Genomic DNA, 14,567 nt, shown 5'->3' with positions numbered 1-14,567 from the left:
CGGCCGCGCTTTCAGGAGATCGAGCCCAGAGCACCGACTGTAAGGATCCCTTGGGACCGCCACAGCGCGGATCTGAGCAGTCAAACGGTCAACCCCTTGCCCAACTTGGCCAAAACGGGAACTGCTGCAAGCATGAGGATGTCTACCTGAAGGGATACGCGAGCATGCCGGAACTGCAGCAAGGGCTCACAGGGTATTTTTCCTTCTATAATGGTGAGCGTCCCCACCAGGCGCTGGGGTACAGGACCCCGGATGCGGTGTACCGGACAGGGGAAGGCGGCGGAGCCAGGATCGAGGACAGATTTGCCGTTTCCATCCCACCCCCGGCGCCGCTGGCCGCCCAGATGGTGGACACGTTCCGGTGTTCGTCAAGGTAGTTGTCGTGTCCATCGTGTTTTTCACTGACGGTCGATCTCAGCTCCCCAGGGAGGCCGTGGGAGGCTTCGGTGGACGCCGGAGTAGCACGGCAGGGGGTGGCTGTAAAGGCCAAGCCCTGCGGGCGGCTGCGCCGGCCTTTACAGCCACCCCCTGCCGTGCTCATGGGGAGGTAGTCGACGGCGCAGGGGCGCCGACCTGGCCATTATCCTCTGGCGAGGGGCTGGTTGAGAACCAGCCATCCCGAGCAGTATGGCGCCCCTTCGCCTCAGTGGGGCGGTCGAGATCCCAGGCTGAGTCGGGGCAGCGCCGGGCCGCTGCAATGGCATGGGGTGACCAGCTTAAATTCAGGGAAAGACTGTCTTGACAATGGGGTCCACCTCACTTCCCTTGCCGGAGCTGCTGCCCGGACTCCTTCGTCGTCTTGCCCGGGACCCGGTGCCGGCCGTGCGGGCCGCCGTCCTGCAGGGCCTGCCTTACCTTCTCCATCGCCAGCCAGCCCTGGGCTGGCAACTCCTGGGCGACGCCTTCCGGGAGCCCCAGACCGACCTGTGGCGACATGCCGAACGGACGCTCTATTACCAGATCCGGGATCAGTTCGCGCAGGTGCGGCCCTGCTTGGACCGCATCCGCACCGAGGCCATCGACAACGCGGGAGAGACCTGGGGGCGCCTTTCGGCTTTGGCCTGCCTGGAGGGCCATCTTCCACTCGCTTCCCTTCTGGAATCCCTGCCCAGTCTGCCGGGGTCGGCCTGGAAGGGGGTGGCGGCGGTGTTCGCGGCCAACCTGGACAAGCGAGACATGATCGCTGTCTGCCAGGAGGGACTCCTGGGGCTTCTTGCGGCTGCCGGTCTTCCGGACGAGATCATGCCGGAGATCGAGGGCTGCTTCGAGGGGGGGAGCCAGGGGGCTGTCTCCCAGGCGCTGGCTCTGGCCTTTGTCCGTGCCCTGCCCAGTCGGGACAGAGGCCAGAACCTGTCCCATTTCCTGGAATGGCTTGCCCGGCACGCCCGTCACGACCCGGATTCGGCCCTGGTGATCGCGGAGAAGCTGGCCGAGCGGCTGGCAGCCGTGGCGCAGCCGTTGATGCTTTGGCCCCCTAAGCCCCTCATGGCCGCCCTCGTGGAGATCCTGAGAGAAGCCGACCAGATGGACGACGCGGATCGGATCCGACGGGCCATCGCCCTTCAGGACCGTTTCCTGGCGCTGGATGTTCACGGCATGGAGGAGCTTCTGGATCAGGCGGCGAGGCACTCTTGATCCGGTATCCTTCATCCTGCACTGCAAGAGCTGCGACTTGTTTGGCTTCCCAGTTCTTGCTTACCCAGCGTTCTGCTGATCAGGAATCGTCCTTCCACAGCGGCAGCTTTTGCCAGTTCTCAGGGAACCCCATGGCCGCCTGTTGGTCTTGGGTTGCGGCGAGAACGTGGTCCATAAGCCTGGCCCGCCAACTGGATCCCGGGTTGATATGCCCCATCAGATGCAGCAGGACCACGAGGTAGTTGAACACTTCCCGGGTCGGTTGTTCCTGCTCAGAGCCCTTCTCCGCCACCCGCCGTTCTGTGGCGATTTGCCCCTTGAGCCGCTTGATGATTGGCAACTGCAGCGTAAAGCGGCGATTCCAGAGTCGGCCGTGGTGTGCGCAGATATTGCGGACCGGAGTCAACGCGTGCAGAACCTGTTCGAGAATCTCGATGCTGGGCATGCCAAGACAGCGGGCGACCTCACGTTTGGCCTTGGGATCACGGGTACTCTTGAACCAGCGTGACAACGTTCCCAGACTCATGGTTTCCACCACCGCCCAGACTGGCGGGAGGAAGGGCTCTGAATACCGCTTGCGGTAGTGGACAACGAAGACTTCGCTGCTGTCCTTCAATTCCGAAGCGATGCGGGCAAGGTCCTTGGCATGTTCCCACGGGCACTTGAACACTTGCGGCTTCATGTGCGCATGGCTCCCATGGCGCAAGGCTAAGGCGTTTGCCCAGTGACTGCGTATGGCCGTCTCAACCCGCTCAAGGGCTTCCATGACCAGAAGACGCAGCTTGCGGTCGAAGATGTACAGCGCCAGGACCTGCTCAAAGGTGGTTTCTGGTCGAAACTGGTGCGTGCGGGAGGACGCCTCAGCATCAGCCGGCACCTCGAAAGGTAGCCAATAGGCGCTCAGACGATAGTATCCGATATGGGTCAGATAGTGCTGAAGCTTATCGAGCTCCTTGCAGACAAGGCCGCGGCGTAGGAGAAGCTGGGCTTGGTCCGTTATGGATAGGGGGCGCTTTTCATAGCGCATGAGACGCTCCCAAAAAAGTAACCCCCCGGTTTGAGCATCACGGTGGCGAACCGCACGTGATAGGCTTGGGGGGTGTTGTTCAAGAAATATGATACGCATACTGCGTACCAGATTAGTGGATAGAAGTCACGACATATTTCGGCCGCTTGCGAGAGGGAGCTGCCCAGCCATCTACGCGGCGGCCGCTTTGGTTTTGCCGCTACAGCCACACGGTGGAAAGGCTGGCCTCAGTCCGGGCCTGGCTGCCGCCTCATCCCGCTTGCAGCGCCATCTCCAGCTGGCCCAGGGTGGTGATCCCCTGCGCCTCCAGCAGGTGGAGGAGCTTGAGGAACACCTGGGCGGTGATGAGGGCGTCGCCCAGGGCGGTGTGGCGGCCGTGGATCTCCACCCCCAGGCGCTGGGCGACCGCGTCCAGGGAATGGCCGGGGGTGTGGCCGTGCAGGTGCCGGGAGAGGGCCAAGGTGTCCAGCACCGGGCCGGTGAAGGTCACGCCGGCCCGCCGCTCCTTCATCCGGAGGAAGCGCAGGTCGAAGGCCGCGTTGTGGCCGACCAGCACCGCCTCCCCGACAAAGGCGTGGAACAGGGGCAGCACCTCCTCGATGCGGGGCATCGAGCGCACCTGGTCGTCGGTGATGCCGTGGAACCGCACCGAGGACGGCGGGATGCTCCGGCCGGGGTGGACCAGCCGGTCAAAGGCCTCGCCGACGACGATGCCCCGGTTGACGATCTTGACGCCGGCCAGGGAGACGATCTCATCGCCAGCCAGCGGGGCCAGGCCGGTGGTCTCGGTGTCGAAGACCACGAAGGGGATGCGGCTCAAGGGCCACTCCTGCAAGAAGGCGCGGTCGGCCGGCGCCTCGTCGACGATGAAGTCGGTGTAGATCGGCCGGGCCGGCAGCCGCGGCTGGGCCGGTGTCCACTGGCGGCTGGAGCAGGGCAGGGGAAAGCGCAGGAAGGCGTAGCCCGGGGTCTCATGGGCGCTGCTCCAGACCTCGCTGCCGCCGTCTTCCAGGGCTTGTGCCACTGTCCTGCCGGTAAGGGGGTCGAGGAGGGCCGCCTTCCATTGCCTGATCTCGGCCTCCGGCACCGGGCGGCCGTGCCAGGAGAGATTGAAGTAGACCAGCCGATCGCCGAGCAGGGTCTCGATCTCGATGGCCTCAACCTGGGCGAAGGCGAAGACCTTCAAGGCCAGGTGCTCCAGCAGCAGGAGCAGGGTGTTGATGTCGGCCCTGACCCAGAGGGGATCGCCGGTCTGGGTCAGGCGCAGTCCCTGGCTGGCGAGGCGCCGGCCCACCCAGGCCGCCACGTCCTCGGTCAGGATGTCGCTTTCCAGGTAGGGACAGGCCTCCTGGGCCTCGATCTCCCGCGCCAGGGCCCCGAACTGCCCGATGAGGCTGCTGGCGTCGGCGGCGATCGCGCTGTCCAGGGCGGCGCGTCCCGGCGCATCCAGCTCCCGGAGCACGGCCAGGCTTTCGAGATGGAGGCTGAGGCTGGTGACCGTGCGCCGCATGAAGGCCATGGTGTCACGCAGGGCCTGATGCCGGCGGCTCCAGGCTGCGGCCTGCCGGCTGACATCCTCACAGGTCAAAACAAAGGACCAGGCCAGCTCCGGCACCGGCGGCAGCAGGCGGATGGTGCTGCGGATCACGGTGCCGAGAACGGTGGAGCAGACAAAGGTCAGGGCATTGCCGGCGGCGGGCTCCGCCGGCTTCCGGAGCTGCCGCTGCCGCAGCAGGGCGAGGGAGTTGTCGATGGGCGCAGCGGTGCACAGCTGATAGAGGGAGCGGCCGATGGCCAGGGCGGCGTGCTCCTGGAAGACCTCCCTGGCCGCCGGGTTGTAGAACAGGATGCGGCCCCGCTCGTCGCAGACGATGATGCCCTCCCGGGTGGCGGTCAGGATGGTCTCCAGCCTGGCCCGGTCTTCTTCCACGGCCCGGGAGCTGGCGGCTACCGCTGCCGCCATTTCCTGGCGGGCGGCCTGGAAGGCCTGACCCAGCTCGCTGACCGCGTCCGGCAGCTGGCCCAGCAGATGGCGGCCTGACCCGGCGATGGCATACCCGGGGTTGACCCGGGCCACGATCCGGACCTCTTGCTCCAGCCGCGCCAGCGGCAAAAAGACCAGAAGCGCCAGGGCCAGGAAGACGGCGGCCAGGAGCAGGGCCGCGGCCAGGGCGGCCACGGTCACGGCCGTCAGGACCGGCTGGCGGAGGGTCGCGTCTTCGGCCGGCGCCAGCAGGAGGAGGGCGACGCCGGCAAAGAGTGCGGCCCAGAGCACGGCCGCGGCCAGGAGCAGATGACGGAAGCGTAACGGTCCGGCCAAGGCGGTCAGTCCGCGGCCGCCGACTGGCCCGGGGCCACCCGTGGCCGCCGCTCCGCCAGGACCTCCCGCATCCGGGCAACCACCTCCCGGGTCGAGAAGGGCTTGGTGATGTAGAGGTCGGCTCCCAGGGCCAGGCCCTTTTCCCGCTCCACCTCCCGGCCCTTGGCGGTCAGCATGATGATGGCCGTGCCCGCATGGGCGGCATCCGCCCGCAGGCGCTGGCAGACCTCGTAGCCGTCCATTTCCGGCATCATGATATCGAGGAGGATGAGATCGGGATGGAGCTCGCTGGCAGCGGCCAGGGCCTGCCGGCCGTTGTCTGCCACCACCACCTCGAAGCCCTCCCTTTTCATCAGGAGCTCCAGGGCCAGGGCAATGTGGGGCTCGTCATCGACGATGAGCACGCGGGGCATGGCGGATTCTGTCCTCCCAGGGCTGGTGGCCGCGTCCCCGGCTGGCCCGGAAGCGGCAAGCCGGAGGGGCTTGGCTTTTTATAGGCCAGCAAGGTACGGTTTGCAAGACAACCGGGCGAGAACGCGATTCCGGCCAGAGGTCCGCCACCATGCTCTCCAAGGCCGCCGCCGGCTTTTTGCGCAAGCATCCCCCCTTCTCCTTCCTGGACCAGCCCACCCTCATGGGCCTGGTGCAAGCCCTCACCTTGAAGCTTTACCCGGCCGGCGCCCTGATCCTGGGCCCCGGGGCTGGCGAATCCGGGGGCCTGCACATCATCAAGGAGGGCGCGGTCCGGATCCTGTCTGTTACCGGTGCCGGCGACGAGCACCTCATCGAGCACCGGGGCGTGGGGGAGACCTTCGGCTTCCTTGCCCCGGGCAGCACCTCCCCCTCGGACGTCTCGGTGCAGGCCGTGGGCGAGACGGTCTGCTACGTGGCCGACCACGCCAGTATCGGCAAGCTCCTGGACAAGCAGCCCTTCCTGCGGGACTACCTGATCCCGGGCTATTTCCCGCGCCGCCCGGACCGGAAAAGCCCTCCCCCGCCAGCGCGCCGGGGTCTGGGCCTGGAGACCGAGCGGGTGCTCTTCACGACCCCGGTGCGGGATCTCGCCGGACAGGAGGTGGTCACCACCCCCTGGGTCACGCCCATCGTGGAGGCCGCCCGGCTCATGTCCGCCCGCCACATCGGCGCGCTGGTGATCGTGGACGACGGGGAGCGGCCGGTGGGGATGGTGACCTGCTCTGACTTGCGGGACCGGGTCCTGGCCTGCTGCAAGGACCTGGCTGATCCGGTGGGCGAGATCATGAGCACGCCGCTCATCACCGTCGCCGGCACGGACTTCTGTTTCGAGGCCTTCCTCAAGATGATGAGCCGGGGGGTGCATCATCTCCTGGTCATGGAGGCGGGAAGGCTTGCCGGCATGGTCACCAGTCACGACTTTCTCGTCCTGCAGGGCACCGCACCCCTGGTGGTCATCCGGGAGATCGAGGACCAGGCGACGGTGGACGGCGTCGCCGATGCTGCCGGCAAGGTGCGGGGACTCATTGCCCATCTCCACGACCAGGGCGCCGGGGCCAGCTCGATCCTGCGCATCATCACCTCGGTGAACGATCGCATCGAGCGCAAGATCCTGGCCATGGCCGAGGCGACCCTGGGGCCGCCGCCGGTGCCGTTCTGCTGGCTGGTCTTTGGCAGTGCCGGCCGCAAGGAGCAGACCTTCCGGACCGATCAGGACAACGCCATCGTCTACCAGGATCCTGCCGGCGAAAAGGAGGGCCTTGCGGCCGAGGAGTACTGCCGGCGCCTGGCGGCCTTCGTGGTGGATGCCTTCCGGTGCTGCGGCTTCCGACTCTGCGCCGGGGATTACATGGCCACCAATCCTCAATGGCGGCAGCCCCTGGCGGTCTGGAAGCGGATGTTCCACAGCTGGATCACCGCACCCCGGGAGCGGGCGGTCTTCCATGCGGTGAACCTGTTCGATTTCCGGGCCCTGTACGGCGAGCAGCGCCTGGCAGCCGACCTCCGGCGGCACCTGCTGGCGACCCTGCCGGGGCGGGCGGTCTTTTTCAAGGCCCTGGTGGACCTGGCGGCGGAGTACCGGCCGCCATTGGGCCTCTTCGGCTCCCTGGTCTTGGAAAAGGATGGCGAGCATGCCCATCATCTGGATCTCAAGAAGAAATGCCTGGCGCCGCTCAACAGCGTGGTGCGCATCTGCAGCCTGGAGGTCCCGATCCCCGAGACCTCCACCCTGGAGCGCCTCGCCGTCCTCAAGGGCCGGCATCCCCTGGTGACGCGTCTGGGTGACGATCTGGGCCACGCCTTCGAGTTTCTCGCCCTGCTCCGCATCCGCCATCAGCTGGCCCAGACCGGGCAACAGATCGAGCCGGACAACTTCATCGATCCCCGGAGCTTAAGCTCGCTGGAGCTGGGCACCGTGAAGGAGATCTGCCGGCTGGTGGCCCAGGCCATCGAGGAGCTGGGCCGCCGGCATGACCTGGGGGCCCAGCTGTGATCGCCTCGGGCGGACGGCCCAGCCGGCCATTGAAGCCAGTGGCGCGAACAGGATACAATCCGGCCGGCAGGGCCGCCGGTCCCGGCCCGTGGGGCGGGGGCATTGGCCGGGGCGGCCCAGACAGGGCGCGATGGCCGGGAGGCTGGATATGACCGTTCGGGGCTTGGCTGACCGCACAGCAGGGGCGGGGCTTGGGGGCCGGCGCCAGCGCTACCGGGCTTGCCTGGAGGCCGGACTGGCCGCGGCGCTGGAGCTTCTTGCCCACCGGCCGGAGGTGCAGGAAGTCCTGGTCATCGGCTCCCAGGGCCAGGGACGGGGCAATCTCTTTTCCGACCTCGACCTGGTGGTGGTGATGGACAGCCGGCTGGGCTTCCTGGAGCGTACCGCCGCTCTCTACACCGAGGAGGCCCCCCTCCTGGAAGTGGACCTGGATCTCTTCGTCTATACGCCCGCTGAATGGGAGCGCATGCAGGTCAGGCCCTTCTTCCGAAGCGCCCTGGCGGCAGGCAGGAGGCTTTATGCAAAGACCGGCGGCTGAGGAGGGTGCGCGCTGGCTGGCGCAGGCGCGAGAAGATCTGCGATGGGCCAGCCACTTGGCCCGGGAGGGCGGCTTTCATGTCGCCTGTTTTCCCAACGGCGTTCCGGATGGCATCCCGGCCGAGGTCTTCACCGCTGCGGCCGCGGACCAGGCCGTGACCCTGGCCACCGAGGCGGTCTCCCTGGTGGGGCGCCTCCTGGCCGGGGCTCCACCGGAGGCGCCACTGCCAGACTTGGCCTGAGCGGGCGGGCCGGTGCCCGGTCGCTGCCGGCCGAGGGCTGACGCGACGGCGACCGGGCCGGATGGGAGCGGGTGGGTGGTGGCTATTGGCACTGGCCGAGGGCGTAGGCGGTGCCGTTGGGCAGGAAGAGGCCGCCATAGACGCCGCCGTGCGGGTCCTGGCCCACCCAGAGACCGGGCAGCTGGCCGGCGGGTCCGCGGAGCTTGCGCCACACCATCTGGTTTTCGACCCAGAACATGATCCGGCCCCGCATGATGACGGTGAAGGTTTCCAGCTGGCCCTGCTCCGGGCCGCAGCCGACGAAGGTGGACTGCCCGATCTGCAGGCTCAGGAGCGCCGGGGCCGGGTCGAAGGTGTAGGTCATCTCCGCAAAGTCCAGGTCCGGTGCGGCCGCCTGGGCGCGGGGGGCCAGTACGGTCACGAGGGCGACAGACAAAAGACCCAGGACGGAAAGGCGGAACAGGGCGTAACGGCTGCGAGTGCTGGTCATGGCTGGGCCTCCAGGAAGGGTAGTGCCGCAAGGCGGCGGTGACAGGGGTGCGCCGCTCCACTATGCCCGATCCAGCCCCTGTGTCAAGACCGGCCGGCCGGCCGCGGCGATGAGTGACAGCCATGGACAGGGCGCAGCGCACGGTGGAAGGGGGACTGGCCGGCTTCGACCGCCAGGTCTGGACCTGGGCCCTGTGCGACTGGGCCAACTCGGCCTTTGCCACCACGGTGCTGGCCGGCTTCTTCCCCATCCTCTTCAAGGAGTATTGGCACAGCGCCGGGGTGGAGAGTGCCATCAGCACCGCCCGGCTGGGCCTGGGCAATTCCCTGGCCAGCCTGCTGGTGGCGGTGCTGGCCCCCCTGGCCGGGGTTCTGGCTGACCAGGGGCTGGGCCGCAAGAAAGGGCTCCTGGCCGGCACCCTCCTGGGGGCCGGCGCCACCGCCCTGCTCATGGGTGTGCCGGCCGGCGGCTGGCTTTTCGCCCTCATCGTCTACGGCGCGGCGGTGGTGGGCTTTTCCCTCAACACGGTTTTTACGGACGCCCTCCTGCCCCTGGTCGCCCCGCGCCATCGCCTGCCGGTGGCCTCCGGCCTGGGCTTTGCCGCCGGCTATCTGGGCGGCGGCCTCTTCTTCCTGCTGGCGGTGCTGGCCACCTTGCGGCCGGGCCTGGTGGGCCTCCATGACCCCAGCCAGGCCGCCCTGGCGAGCTTCGGCGCGGTGGCCCTCTGGTGGCTGCTCTTCACCGGGCCAGCCCTGGCGGTCATCCGGGAGCCGCGGCCGGCGGCAGGCATCATGCCGGTCTTCGTCCGGCTGCGGGCGGCGGGCCGCCAGCTTGGCTCCGCCGTGGCCGGCCTGCGGCACCGGCGGCAGGTGGCCCTGTTCCTGGCCGCCTACTGGTTCTATATCGACGGCGTCGACACCATCATCCGTATGGCGGTGGACTACGGCCTGTCCCTGGGCTTCTCCTCCAGCGACCTCATCGTCGCCCTGCTCCTGGTCCAGTTCGTGGGCTTTCCGGCCACCTTGGCCTTCGGCCGGCTGGGGTCGCGGATCGGTCCCCGGCCGGCGGTGCTGTGGGGCCTGGCGGCCTACGCCGGCGTCACCCTCTGGGGGGCGCTTATGGCGTCGCGCTGGGAGTTCTTCGGTCTGGCGGCGGTGATCGGCCTGGTGCAGGGCGGCGTGCAGAGCCAGAGCCGGGCGCTCTTTGCCCGGCTCATCCCGCCTGAGGAGGCTGGTCAGCTCTTCGGGCTCTACAACACCCTGGGTCGCTTTGCCGCCATCCTGGGGCCGGCGCTCATGGGACTGGTGGGGCTCGTGGTGCGCCGGCTGGTGCTGCCGGTGGCGGCCGAGCCGGCAGCGGTGGCCGCCGCCAATCGCCTGGCTGCCCGGGCTGGCATCCTGGCGGTGCTGCTGCTTTTTGCCGCGGGGGCGGCGCTGCTGGCCCGAGTGCGGGAGGTCGATCCGGACCAGGGGGCGCCCAGTGGGGGCAGGGGGTAGACGCCGGGCTCAGCCGGCCCCGGCGGCCACCGCCGCCGGCGACGCCAGGTCAGCCCGGACCCGGGGCAGACACTCCGGGTACTGCTCCTGCAGGAACCGCAGCAGCTCCTCCCGCACCGCGCAGCGCAGATCCCAGGCCGTGGCGGCGTCGGCGGCGCTCATCAGGGCCCGCAGCTCCACCGTGCGCTCCGTGGCGCTGGTGACCTGCAGGGCCCAGGTCTTGCCATCCCAGCCCGGGCTCTTTTTGAGAATCCGCAGCAGCTCCTCCCGCACCGCCTGCACCGGCACGGTGTAATCCGCGTACAGAAAGACCGAGCCCAGAAGATCCGCCGAGACCCGGGTCCAGTTCTGGAAAGGCCTCTCCAGGAACTGGCTGATGGGCACCACCAGGCGCCGGAGATCCCAGAGCCGGATGACCACGTAGGTGAGGGTGATCTCCTCGACGCGGCCCCACTCGCCCTCGACCACGACCACGTCATCGAGGCGGATAGGCTGGGTGATGGCGATCTGGATGCCAGCCAGCAGGGCGGCGATGCTCCGCTGGGCGGCAAAGCCGACGATGATCCCGACGACGCCGGCGGAGGCCAGGATGCTCACGCCCACCTGCCGGACCTTGTCGAAGGTCATGAGCATGGAGGCGACAGCAAAAAGGGCGATCAGCACCAGAAGGATCTTGGTGAAGACATTGACCTGGGTGTGGACGGTGCGGGCCCGCAGGTTGTCGCCCGCCGTCAGGACGAAGCGGGCCAGGATGAGATCCCGGAGCACGAGCACCGTGTTGGTGAAGAGCCAGGCGCAGCCGGCGATGAAAGCGAGGCTGAACAGATGGCGCAGAACGGCCTTCAGGGGGGCCGGGAGCCACAGGGATGGCGAGACGAAGAGGATGCAGGCCAGGGGCAGCAGGAGCCGCAAGGGCCCGCTCCCGTGCTTGAGAATGGCCTCGCCCAGCGGGTGGGCGGCCCGGGCGTTGAGGCGGCGCACCAGGCGGAAGGTCAAGCGGAAGACGATGAGGCCGGCCAGCACCGCGACCAGGAGCAGGAGCAGGGAGGAGGCGGCAGTCTTCCAGACGGCGGGCTCCAGGAGCACGGACAGGCGGTCGGGCATGAGGCACCCTCCTTATGGTCCGGTTTGCCCCGGGCTGGTAGCCATGGTCGGGCCGCTTGCGTCCGCCGGCGCCTCCAGGGAGATCTCCGGGACGTATTCCTGGTGGACGCGGTCCAGGGCCGGGAAGTCGGTGAGCTTGCGGGCAAAGGCCGCCTGGAGAAAGGAGTCCACCCAACGGAAGATGGTGTGGCGCCGGACCGTCTCCCGCAGGCGCCGCATGCGGCCGGTCCGCTCCGCCGCCGGCATCTGCACGGCGTCGCGGATGGTGGCCGCCACCCCCTCGATGTCGTGGGGGTTGACCAGAAGCGCCCCCCGCTGCAGCTCGGCGGCAGCGCCGGCGAACTCGCTCAGGATGAGAACACCGCTTTCCTCCAGGGAGCAGGCGCAGAACTCCTTGGCCACCAGGTTCATGCCGTCCTTGAGCGGGGTGACCAGGGCGATCTCTGCGGCCCGGTAGTAGGCAAGAAGCTCCTCCTGGCTCAGGCTCCGGTACAGGTACTGGATGGGGATCCAGCCACCCCGGGTGAAGCGACCGTTGATCTCCCCCACCATCTGCTCGATACGGGCCTTCAAGGCCTGGTACTCCGGGATGCCCTCCCGGCTCGGCACCACCACCTGCACCAGGGTGACCTTGCCATGGAGCTCCGGGTAGCGGGCGAGGGCGGTGCGGAAGGCCTCCAGGCGCTGAGGGATGCCCTTGGTGTAGTCCAGCCGGTCGACACCCAGGATGATCTGCCGGTCCGGCAGCTCCTCGTGCAGATACCAGGCGCGGTCCGCCACCTGGCGGCTGCCGGCCTTGGCGGCAAACCATTCGTAATCGATGCTGATTGGGAAGCCGCCCACCCGCACCTGGCGGCTGCCGATGGCCAGGGAGACCACCGCCCCCCGGCCGTGCACCCGGGCCTCCGGGGCAATGTGCTGGATGCAGTGGACAAAGTTGCGGCGGTCGCGCATGGTCTGGAAGCCGATGAGATCGTAGTCCAGAAGGCCTTGCAGGATCTGCTCCCGCCAGGGCAGCTTGAGGAAGATGTCCACCGGCGGGAAGGGGATGTGCAGAAAAAAGCCGGTCTGGCGCTCCACGCCCAGGGTCTTCAACGCCTGGGCCACCCCCATGAGGTGGTAGTCGTGGATCCAGACGTAATCCCCCGGCCGGCTGGTGTCAGCCACCGCCCCGGCGAACTTGCGGTTCACGGCCAGATACTGGTACCAGTATTCGGGCTGGAAGTTGCACCGGGTCTGCAGATCGTGGAACAAGGGCCAGATCACCTCATTGGCGAAGCCGTGGTAGAAGAGCCGCTGCTCTTCCCCGGTGAGGTGCACCATGTCCAGGCGGTAGCCCACCTTCCGGGAGGCGCTGGTAAGATCCGGCAGGTCCGGCTCCTCGCCGGTGAGCCCTGACCAGCCGATCCAGATGCCGCCCCGGTGGCGCAGCACCGGCACCAGGGCCGTGACGAGGCCACCGGCCCCGGGCTTGACCGTCCAGCGGCCGCCCGGGGCCCGGGCCAGGGCGATGGGCAGCCGGTTGGAGACCGCCACCAGGCGGGTTCGGCCCTCATGCAGAAGGGTGGGGGCGGGATCGGTCAGGGGCATGGAGTCCTCCTTGGCTGATGCAGGGGCCGGCGGCACAGAGCGCCCGCCAGTGGGCGAGAAAGGCCAGAAGCTCTTCCGGGGGCCGCAGCCAGACACCAGCCCTGCTGGGACGCACCTGCGGCCGCACCAGCAGGCCCAGATCGCCGTCGCCCAGGGCGGCAAAGGCGTCCTCATCGGTGAGGTCGTCCCCCAGATAGGCGGCGATGCCGTGCACCCCGCTCTCCCGCCGCACGGCGCGCACGGCATCCCCCTTGTTGCCGTGGCGGGTCCTGAGCTCGAGGCCGCCGTCGAAGGGGTGGAGGGCGAGGCCGTAGCGGGTGGCGATGCCGGTCCAGGCGTCGTGGATGCGGGCCAGGGGGGCGCGGGCCTCCGCCGGCGAGAGCCCCCGCCAGTGCCAGGCCACGCATCCCGGCTTCGTCTCGCAGCGCTCCGGCCAACCGACCGCCTGGGCCAACAGCCAGGCCTCTTCCAGACCCTGGCGTACCCGGGCGCTCAGGCGGGCCCGCTGGCGGCGGCCGTCGGCATGGAGCCGCTCCAGACCGTGGGAGCCCCAGATCTCCGGGGCGGCCTGCAGACCCAACAAGGGGATGAGGTCGTCGATGGCGCGGCCGCTCACCACCACCAGCCGGCAGCCGCGGTCGGCGATGATGGCGTCCAGGAGCTCGCGGACGCCGGGAAAGGGAACGGCCTCGTCCCGTTGGGCCCGGAAAGGGGCCAGGGTGCCGTCGTAGTCCAGAAGCAGGGTCCGGTGGAAGCGGTGGGGCAGGCGCTGCCAGAAGCGGACGAGGCGGGGCGCCTCGAGGCCGGTCTCGGGCAAGGGCCACTGGGCCGGACCGTGCGGCATGGGGCGCGCAACAGACATCGTCCTGCCCGTATAGTCCATTTCGAACCGGAATGCAAATCCTAGGCAGAACGGTACCTGAGCAGTGGGGAAAAACAGGCGGCTGCCGCGGCTGGCGGCTGTCGGGAATGGTCGCGGTACCGAGCGGCCATCTCCGCAGCCTCCGGGCGTCGCAGCGCTCCGTCATCCTTCAGGAGGAGCCCTATGGCCCATGATCCGGAGATGGAACAGAAAATTGCCGCTGCTGGGGTGGGCGGACCGGAGGTGCGCTGCCGGCGGATGTTCGGCGGGCTATGCTATCTCGCTGGCGGGAACATGGCCTTCGGCATTTACCAGGACAACCTCATCGTCCGCTTGGGGGATGCCGGCGAGGCGGCCCGGCTGGTCTCTGCCGGCCAGGCCCTGCCCCTGGCCATCACCGGCCGCGTCATGCAGGGCTGGGTGATGGTGCCGAAGGGGCGGCTGCTGTCCTTGGCCGACTACCGGGGCTGGCTGGAGAAGGGGCTGGCCTGTGCCCGGTCGCTGCCGGCCAAGGGCTGACGCGAGGACGACCGGGCAGGCCGGAGGGTTAGGCGCGGGCTACGGCGTGCAATGGCCGAGGGCGAGGCCGTGCCGTTGGGCAGGGAGGGGCCGCCATAGAAGCCGCCGGAGGCGTCCTGGGCCACCTAAACACCGGGCAGCTGGCCGCTGGCATCATCCACGATCGGCTCCTCACCGACGAGCCCCGCACCCTGCAGGACATCGCCGACCAGTTCGGCATCTCCCGGGAGCGGGTGCGCCAGATCGAAAGCAATCTCCTGAAGAAGCTCCGCACCTTT

The 14,567-nt window shown here is 68.5% G+C and carries 13 protein-coding genes and 2 pseudogenes; 8 read left to right on the top strand and 7 right to left on the bottom strand.

The features are described from left to right. The first annotated feature begins 128 nt into the window (after positions 1–128). Together AB1634_15580 and AB1634_15575 are read left to right on the top strand one after the other, a co-directional pair. A pseudogene (locus AB1634_15580) lies at positions 129–377 on the top strand (integrase core domain-containing protein). Between the two features lie 361 nt (positions 378–738). Then, the gene (locus AB1634_15575; GenBank protein MEW6220935.1) at positions 739–1,635 is read left to right on the top strand and encodes a hypothetical protein; all 897 of its coding nucleotides are present in this window, start codon (positions 739–741) and stop codon (positions 1,633–1,635) included. A 79-nt stretch (positions 1,636–1,714) separates the two neighbouring features. Here the strand turns inward: AB1634_15575 and AB1634_15570 are convergent, their stop codons facing one another. From AB1634_15570 to AB1634_15560, 3 genes are all read right to left on the bottom strand, one after another. Further along, positions 1,715–2,662 carry an Abi family protein gene (locus AB1634_15570; GenBank protein ID MEW6220934.1) on the bottom strand — a complete coding sequence of 316 codons (948 nt, stop codon included), beginning with the start codon at positions 2,660–2,662 and terminating at the stop codon, positions 1,715–1,717. Positions 2,663–2,912: 250 nt separating this feature from the next. Then, on the bottom strand, positions 2,913–4,982 hold the full coding sequence (locus tag AB1634_15565; GenBank protein ID MEW6220933.1) for an exonuclease domain-containing protein: 2,070 nt from the start codon (positions 4,980–4,982) through the stop codon (positions 2,913–2,915). Positions 4,983–4,987: 5 nt separating this feature from the next. Beyond that, positions 4,988–5,395, bottom strand: a complete 408-nt coding sequence (locus tag AB1634_15560) for a response regulator (protein ID MEW6220932.1) — start codon at positions 5,393–5,395, stop codon at positions 4,988–4,990. A 149-nt stretch (positions 5,396–5,544) separates the two neighbouring features. Here AB1634_15560 and AB1634_15555 point away from each other — a divergent pair, with 149 nt between their 5' ends. From AB1634_15555 to AB1634_15545, 3 genes are all read left to right on the top strand, one after another. After that, on the top strand, positions 5,545–7,449 hold the full coding sequence (locus AB1634_15555) for a DUF294 nucleotidyltransferase-like domain-containing protein (GenBank protein ID MEW6220931.1): 1,905 nt from the start codon (positions 5,545–5,547) through the stop codon (positions 7,447–7,449). Between the two features lie 148 nt (positions 7,450–7,597). After that, positions 7,598–7,987, top strand: coding sequence for a nucleotidyltransferase domain-containing protein (locus tag AB1634_15550; GenBank protein MEW6220930.1), 390 nt, complete (start codon positions 7,598–7,600; stop codon positions 7,985–7,987). After that, entirely contained in the window at positions 7,968–8,228 is a 261-nt protein-coding gene (locus tag AB1634_15545; GenBank protein MEW6220929.1) for a hypothetical protein, read from the top strand. The genes AB1634_15550 and AB1634_15545 overlap by 20 nt, the downstream gene beginning before the upstream one ends. 82 nt (positions 8,229–8,310) lie before the next feature. On the opposite strand, the gene AB1634_15540 is transcribed toward AB1634_15545, so the two are convergent. Then, positions 8,311–8,718, bottom strand: a complete 408-nt coding sequence (locus tag AB1634_15540; protein ID MEW6220928.1) for a hypothetical protein — start codon at positions 8,716–8,718, stop codon at positions 8,311–8,313. A gap of 122 nt (positions 8,719–8,840) precedes the next feature. Here AB1634_15540 and AB1634_15535 point away from each other — a divergent pair, with 122 nt between their 5' ends. Next, entirely contained in the window at positions 8,841–10,214 is a 1,374-nt protein-coding gene (locus AB1634_15535) for an MFS transporter (protein MEW6220927.1), read from the top strand. Between the two features lie 9 nt (positions 10,215–10,223). Here the strand turns inward: AB1634_15535 and AB1634_15530 are convergent, their stop codons facing one another. The 3 genes from AB1634_15530 to otsB are packed head-to-tail and all read right to left on the bottom strand — an operon-like array spanning position 10,224 to position 13,770. Beyond that, a complete protein-coding gene (locus tag AB1634_15530) occupies positions 10,224–11,318 on the bottom strand; it encodes a mechanosensitive ion channel domain-containing protein (GenBank protein ID MEW6220926.1) in 1,095 nt (364 codons plus the stop codon). Between the two features lie 12 nt (positions 11,319–11,330). After that, the gene (locus AB1634_15525; GenBank protein MEW6220925.1) at positions 11,331–12,908 is read right to left on the bottom strand and encodes a trehalose-6-phosphate synthase; all 1,578 of its coding nucleotides are present in this window, start codon (positions 12,906–12,908) and stop codon (positions 11,331–11,333) included. Then, complete coding sequence (gene otsB / locus AB1634_15520; GenBank protein ID MEW6220924.1) at positions 12,871–13,770, bottom strand: trehalose-phosphatase; 900 nt, start codon at positions 13,768–13,770, stop codon at positions 12,871–12,873. Before otsB ends, AB1634_15525 begins: the two co-directional genes overlap by 38 nt. Before the next feature lie 183 nt (positions 13,771–13,953). Between otsB and AB1634_15515 the strand changes: the two genes are divergently transcribed. Together AB1634_15515 and AB1634_15510 are read left to right on the top strand one after the other, a co-directional pair. Then, on the top strand, positions 13,954–14,289 hold the full coding sequence (locus AB1634_15515) for a TfoX/Sxy family protein (GenBank protein ID MEW6220923.1): 336 nt from the start codon (positions 13,954–13,956) through the stop codon (positions 14,287–14,289). Positions 14,290–14,441: 152 nt separating this feature from the next. After that, positions 14,442–14,567 (top strand): annotated as a pseudogene (locus AB1634_15510) (sigma factor-like helix-turn-helix DNA-binding protein).

The sequence above is a fragment of the Thermodesulfobacteriota bacterium genome, assembly GCA_040755095.1.
Taxonomy (GTDB): Bacteria; Desulfobacterota; Desulfobulbia; order Desulfobulbales; family JBFMBH01; genus JBFMBH01.
Note: the sequence above shows the minus strand (reverse complement) of the source record. Positions and strands in the feature narration are given on the sequence as shown.

What these genes read in the sequence shown, in the direction of transcription:
- AB1634_15570 (MEW6220934.1), bottom strand. Translation starts at nt 2,662, where the DNA reads ATGCGCTATGAAAAGCGCCCCCTATCCATAACGGACCAAGCCCAGCTT.
- AB1634_15560 (MEW6220932.1), bottom strand. Translation starts at nt 5,395, where the DNA reads ATGCCCCGCGTGCTCATCGTCGATGACGAGCCCCACATTGCCCTGGCC.
- AB1634_15555 (MEW6220931.1), top strand. Translation starts at nt 5,545, where the DNA reads ATGCTCTCCAAGGCCGCCGCCGGCTTTTTGCGCAAGCATCCCCCCTTC.
- AB1634_15550 (MEW6220930.1), top strand. Translation starts at nt 7,598, where the DNA reads ATGACCGTTCGGGGCTTGGCTGACCGCACAGCAGGGGCGGGGCTTGGG.
- AB1634_15545 (MEW6220929.1), top strand. Translation starts at nt 7,968, where the DNA reads ATGCAAAGACCGGCGGCTGAGGAGGGTGCGCGCTGGCTGGCGCAGGCG.
- AB1634_15540 (MEW6220928.1), bottom strand. Translation starts at nt 8,718, where the DNA reads ATGACCAGCACTCGCAGCCGTTACGCCCTGTTCCGCCTTTCCGTCCTG.
- AB1634_15535 (MEW6220927.1), top strand. Translation starts at nt 8,841, where the DNA reads ATGGACAGGGCGCAGCGCACGGTGGAAGGGGGACTGGCCGGCTTCGAC.
- AB1634_15530 (MEW6220926.1), bottom strand. Translation starts at nt 11,318, where the DNA reads ATGCCCGACCGCCTGTCCGTGCTCCTGGAGCCCGCCGTCTGGAAGACT.
- AB1634_15525 (MEW6220925.1), bottom strand. Translation starts at nt 12,908, where the DNA reads ATGCCCCTGACCGATCCCGCCCCCACCCTTCTGCATGAGGGCCGAACC.
- otsB (MEW6220924.1), bottom strand. Translation starts at nt 13,770, where the DNA reads ATGTCTGTTGCGCGCCCCATGCCGCACGGTCCGGCCCAGTGGCCCTTG.
- AB1634_15515 (MEW6220923.1), top strand. Translation starts at nt 13,954, where the DNA reads ATGGCCCATGATCCGGAGATGGAACAGAAAATTGCCGCTGCTGGGGTG.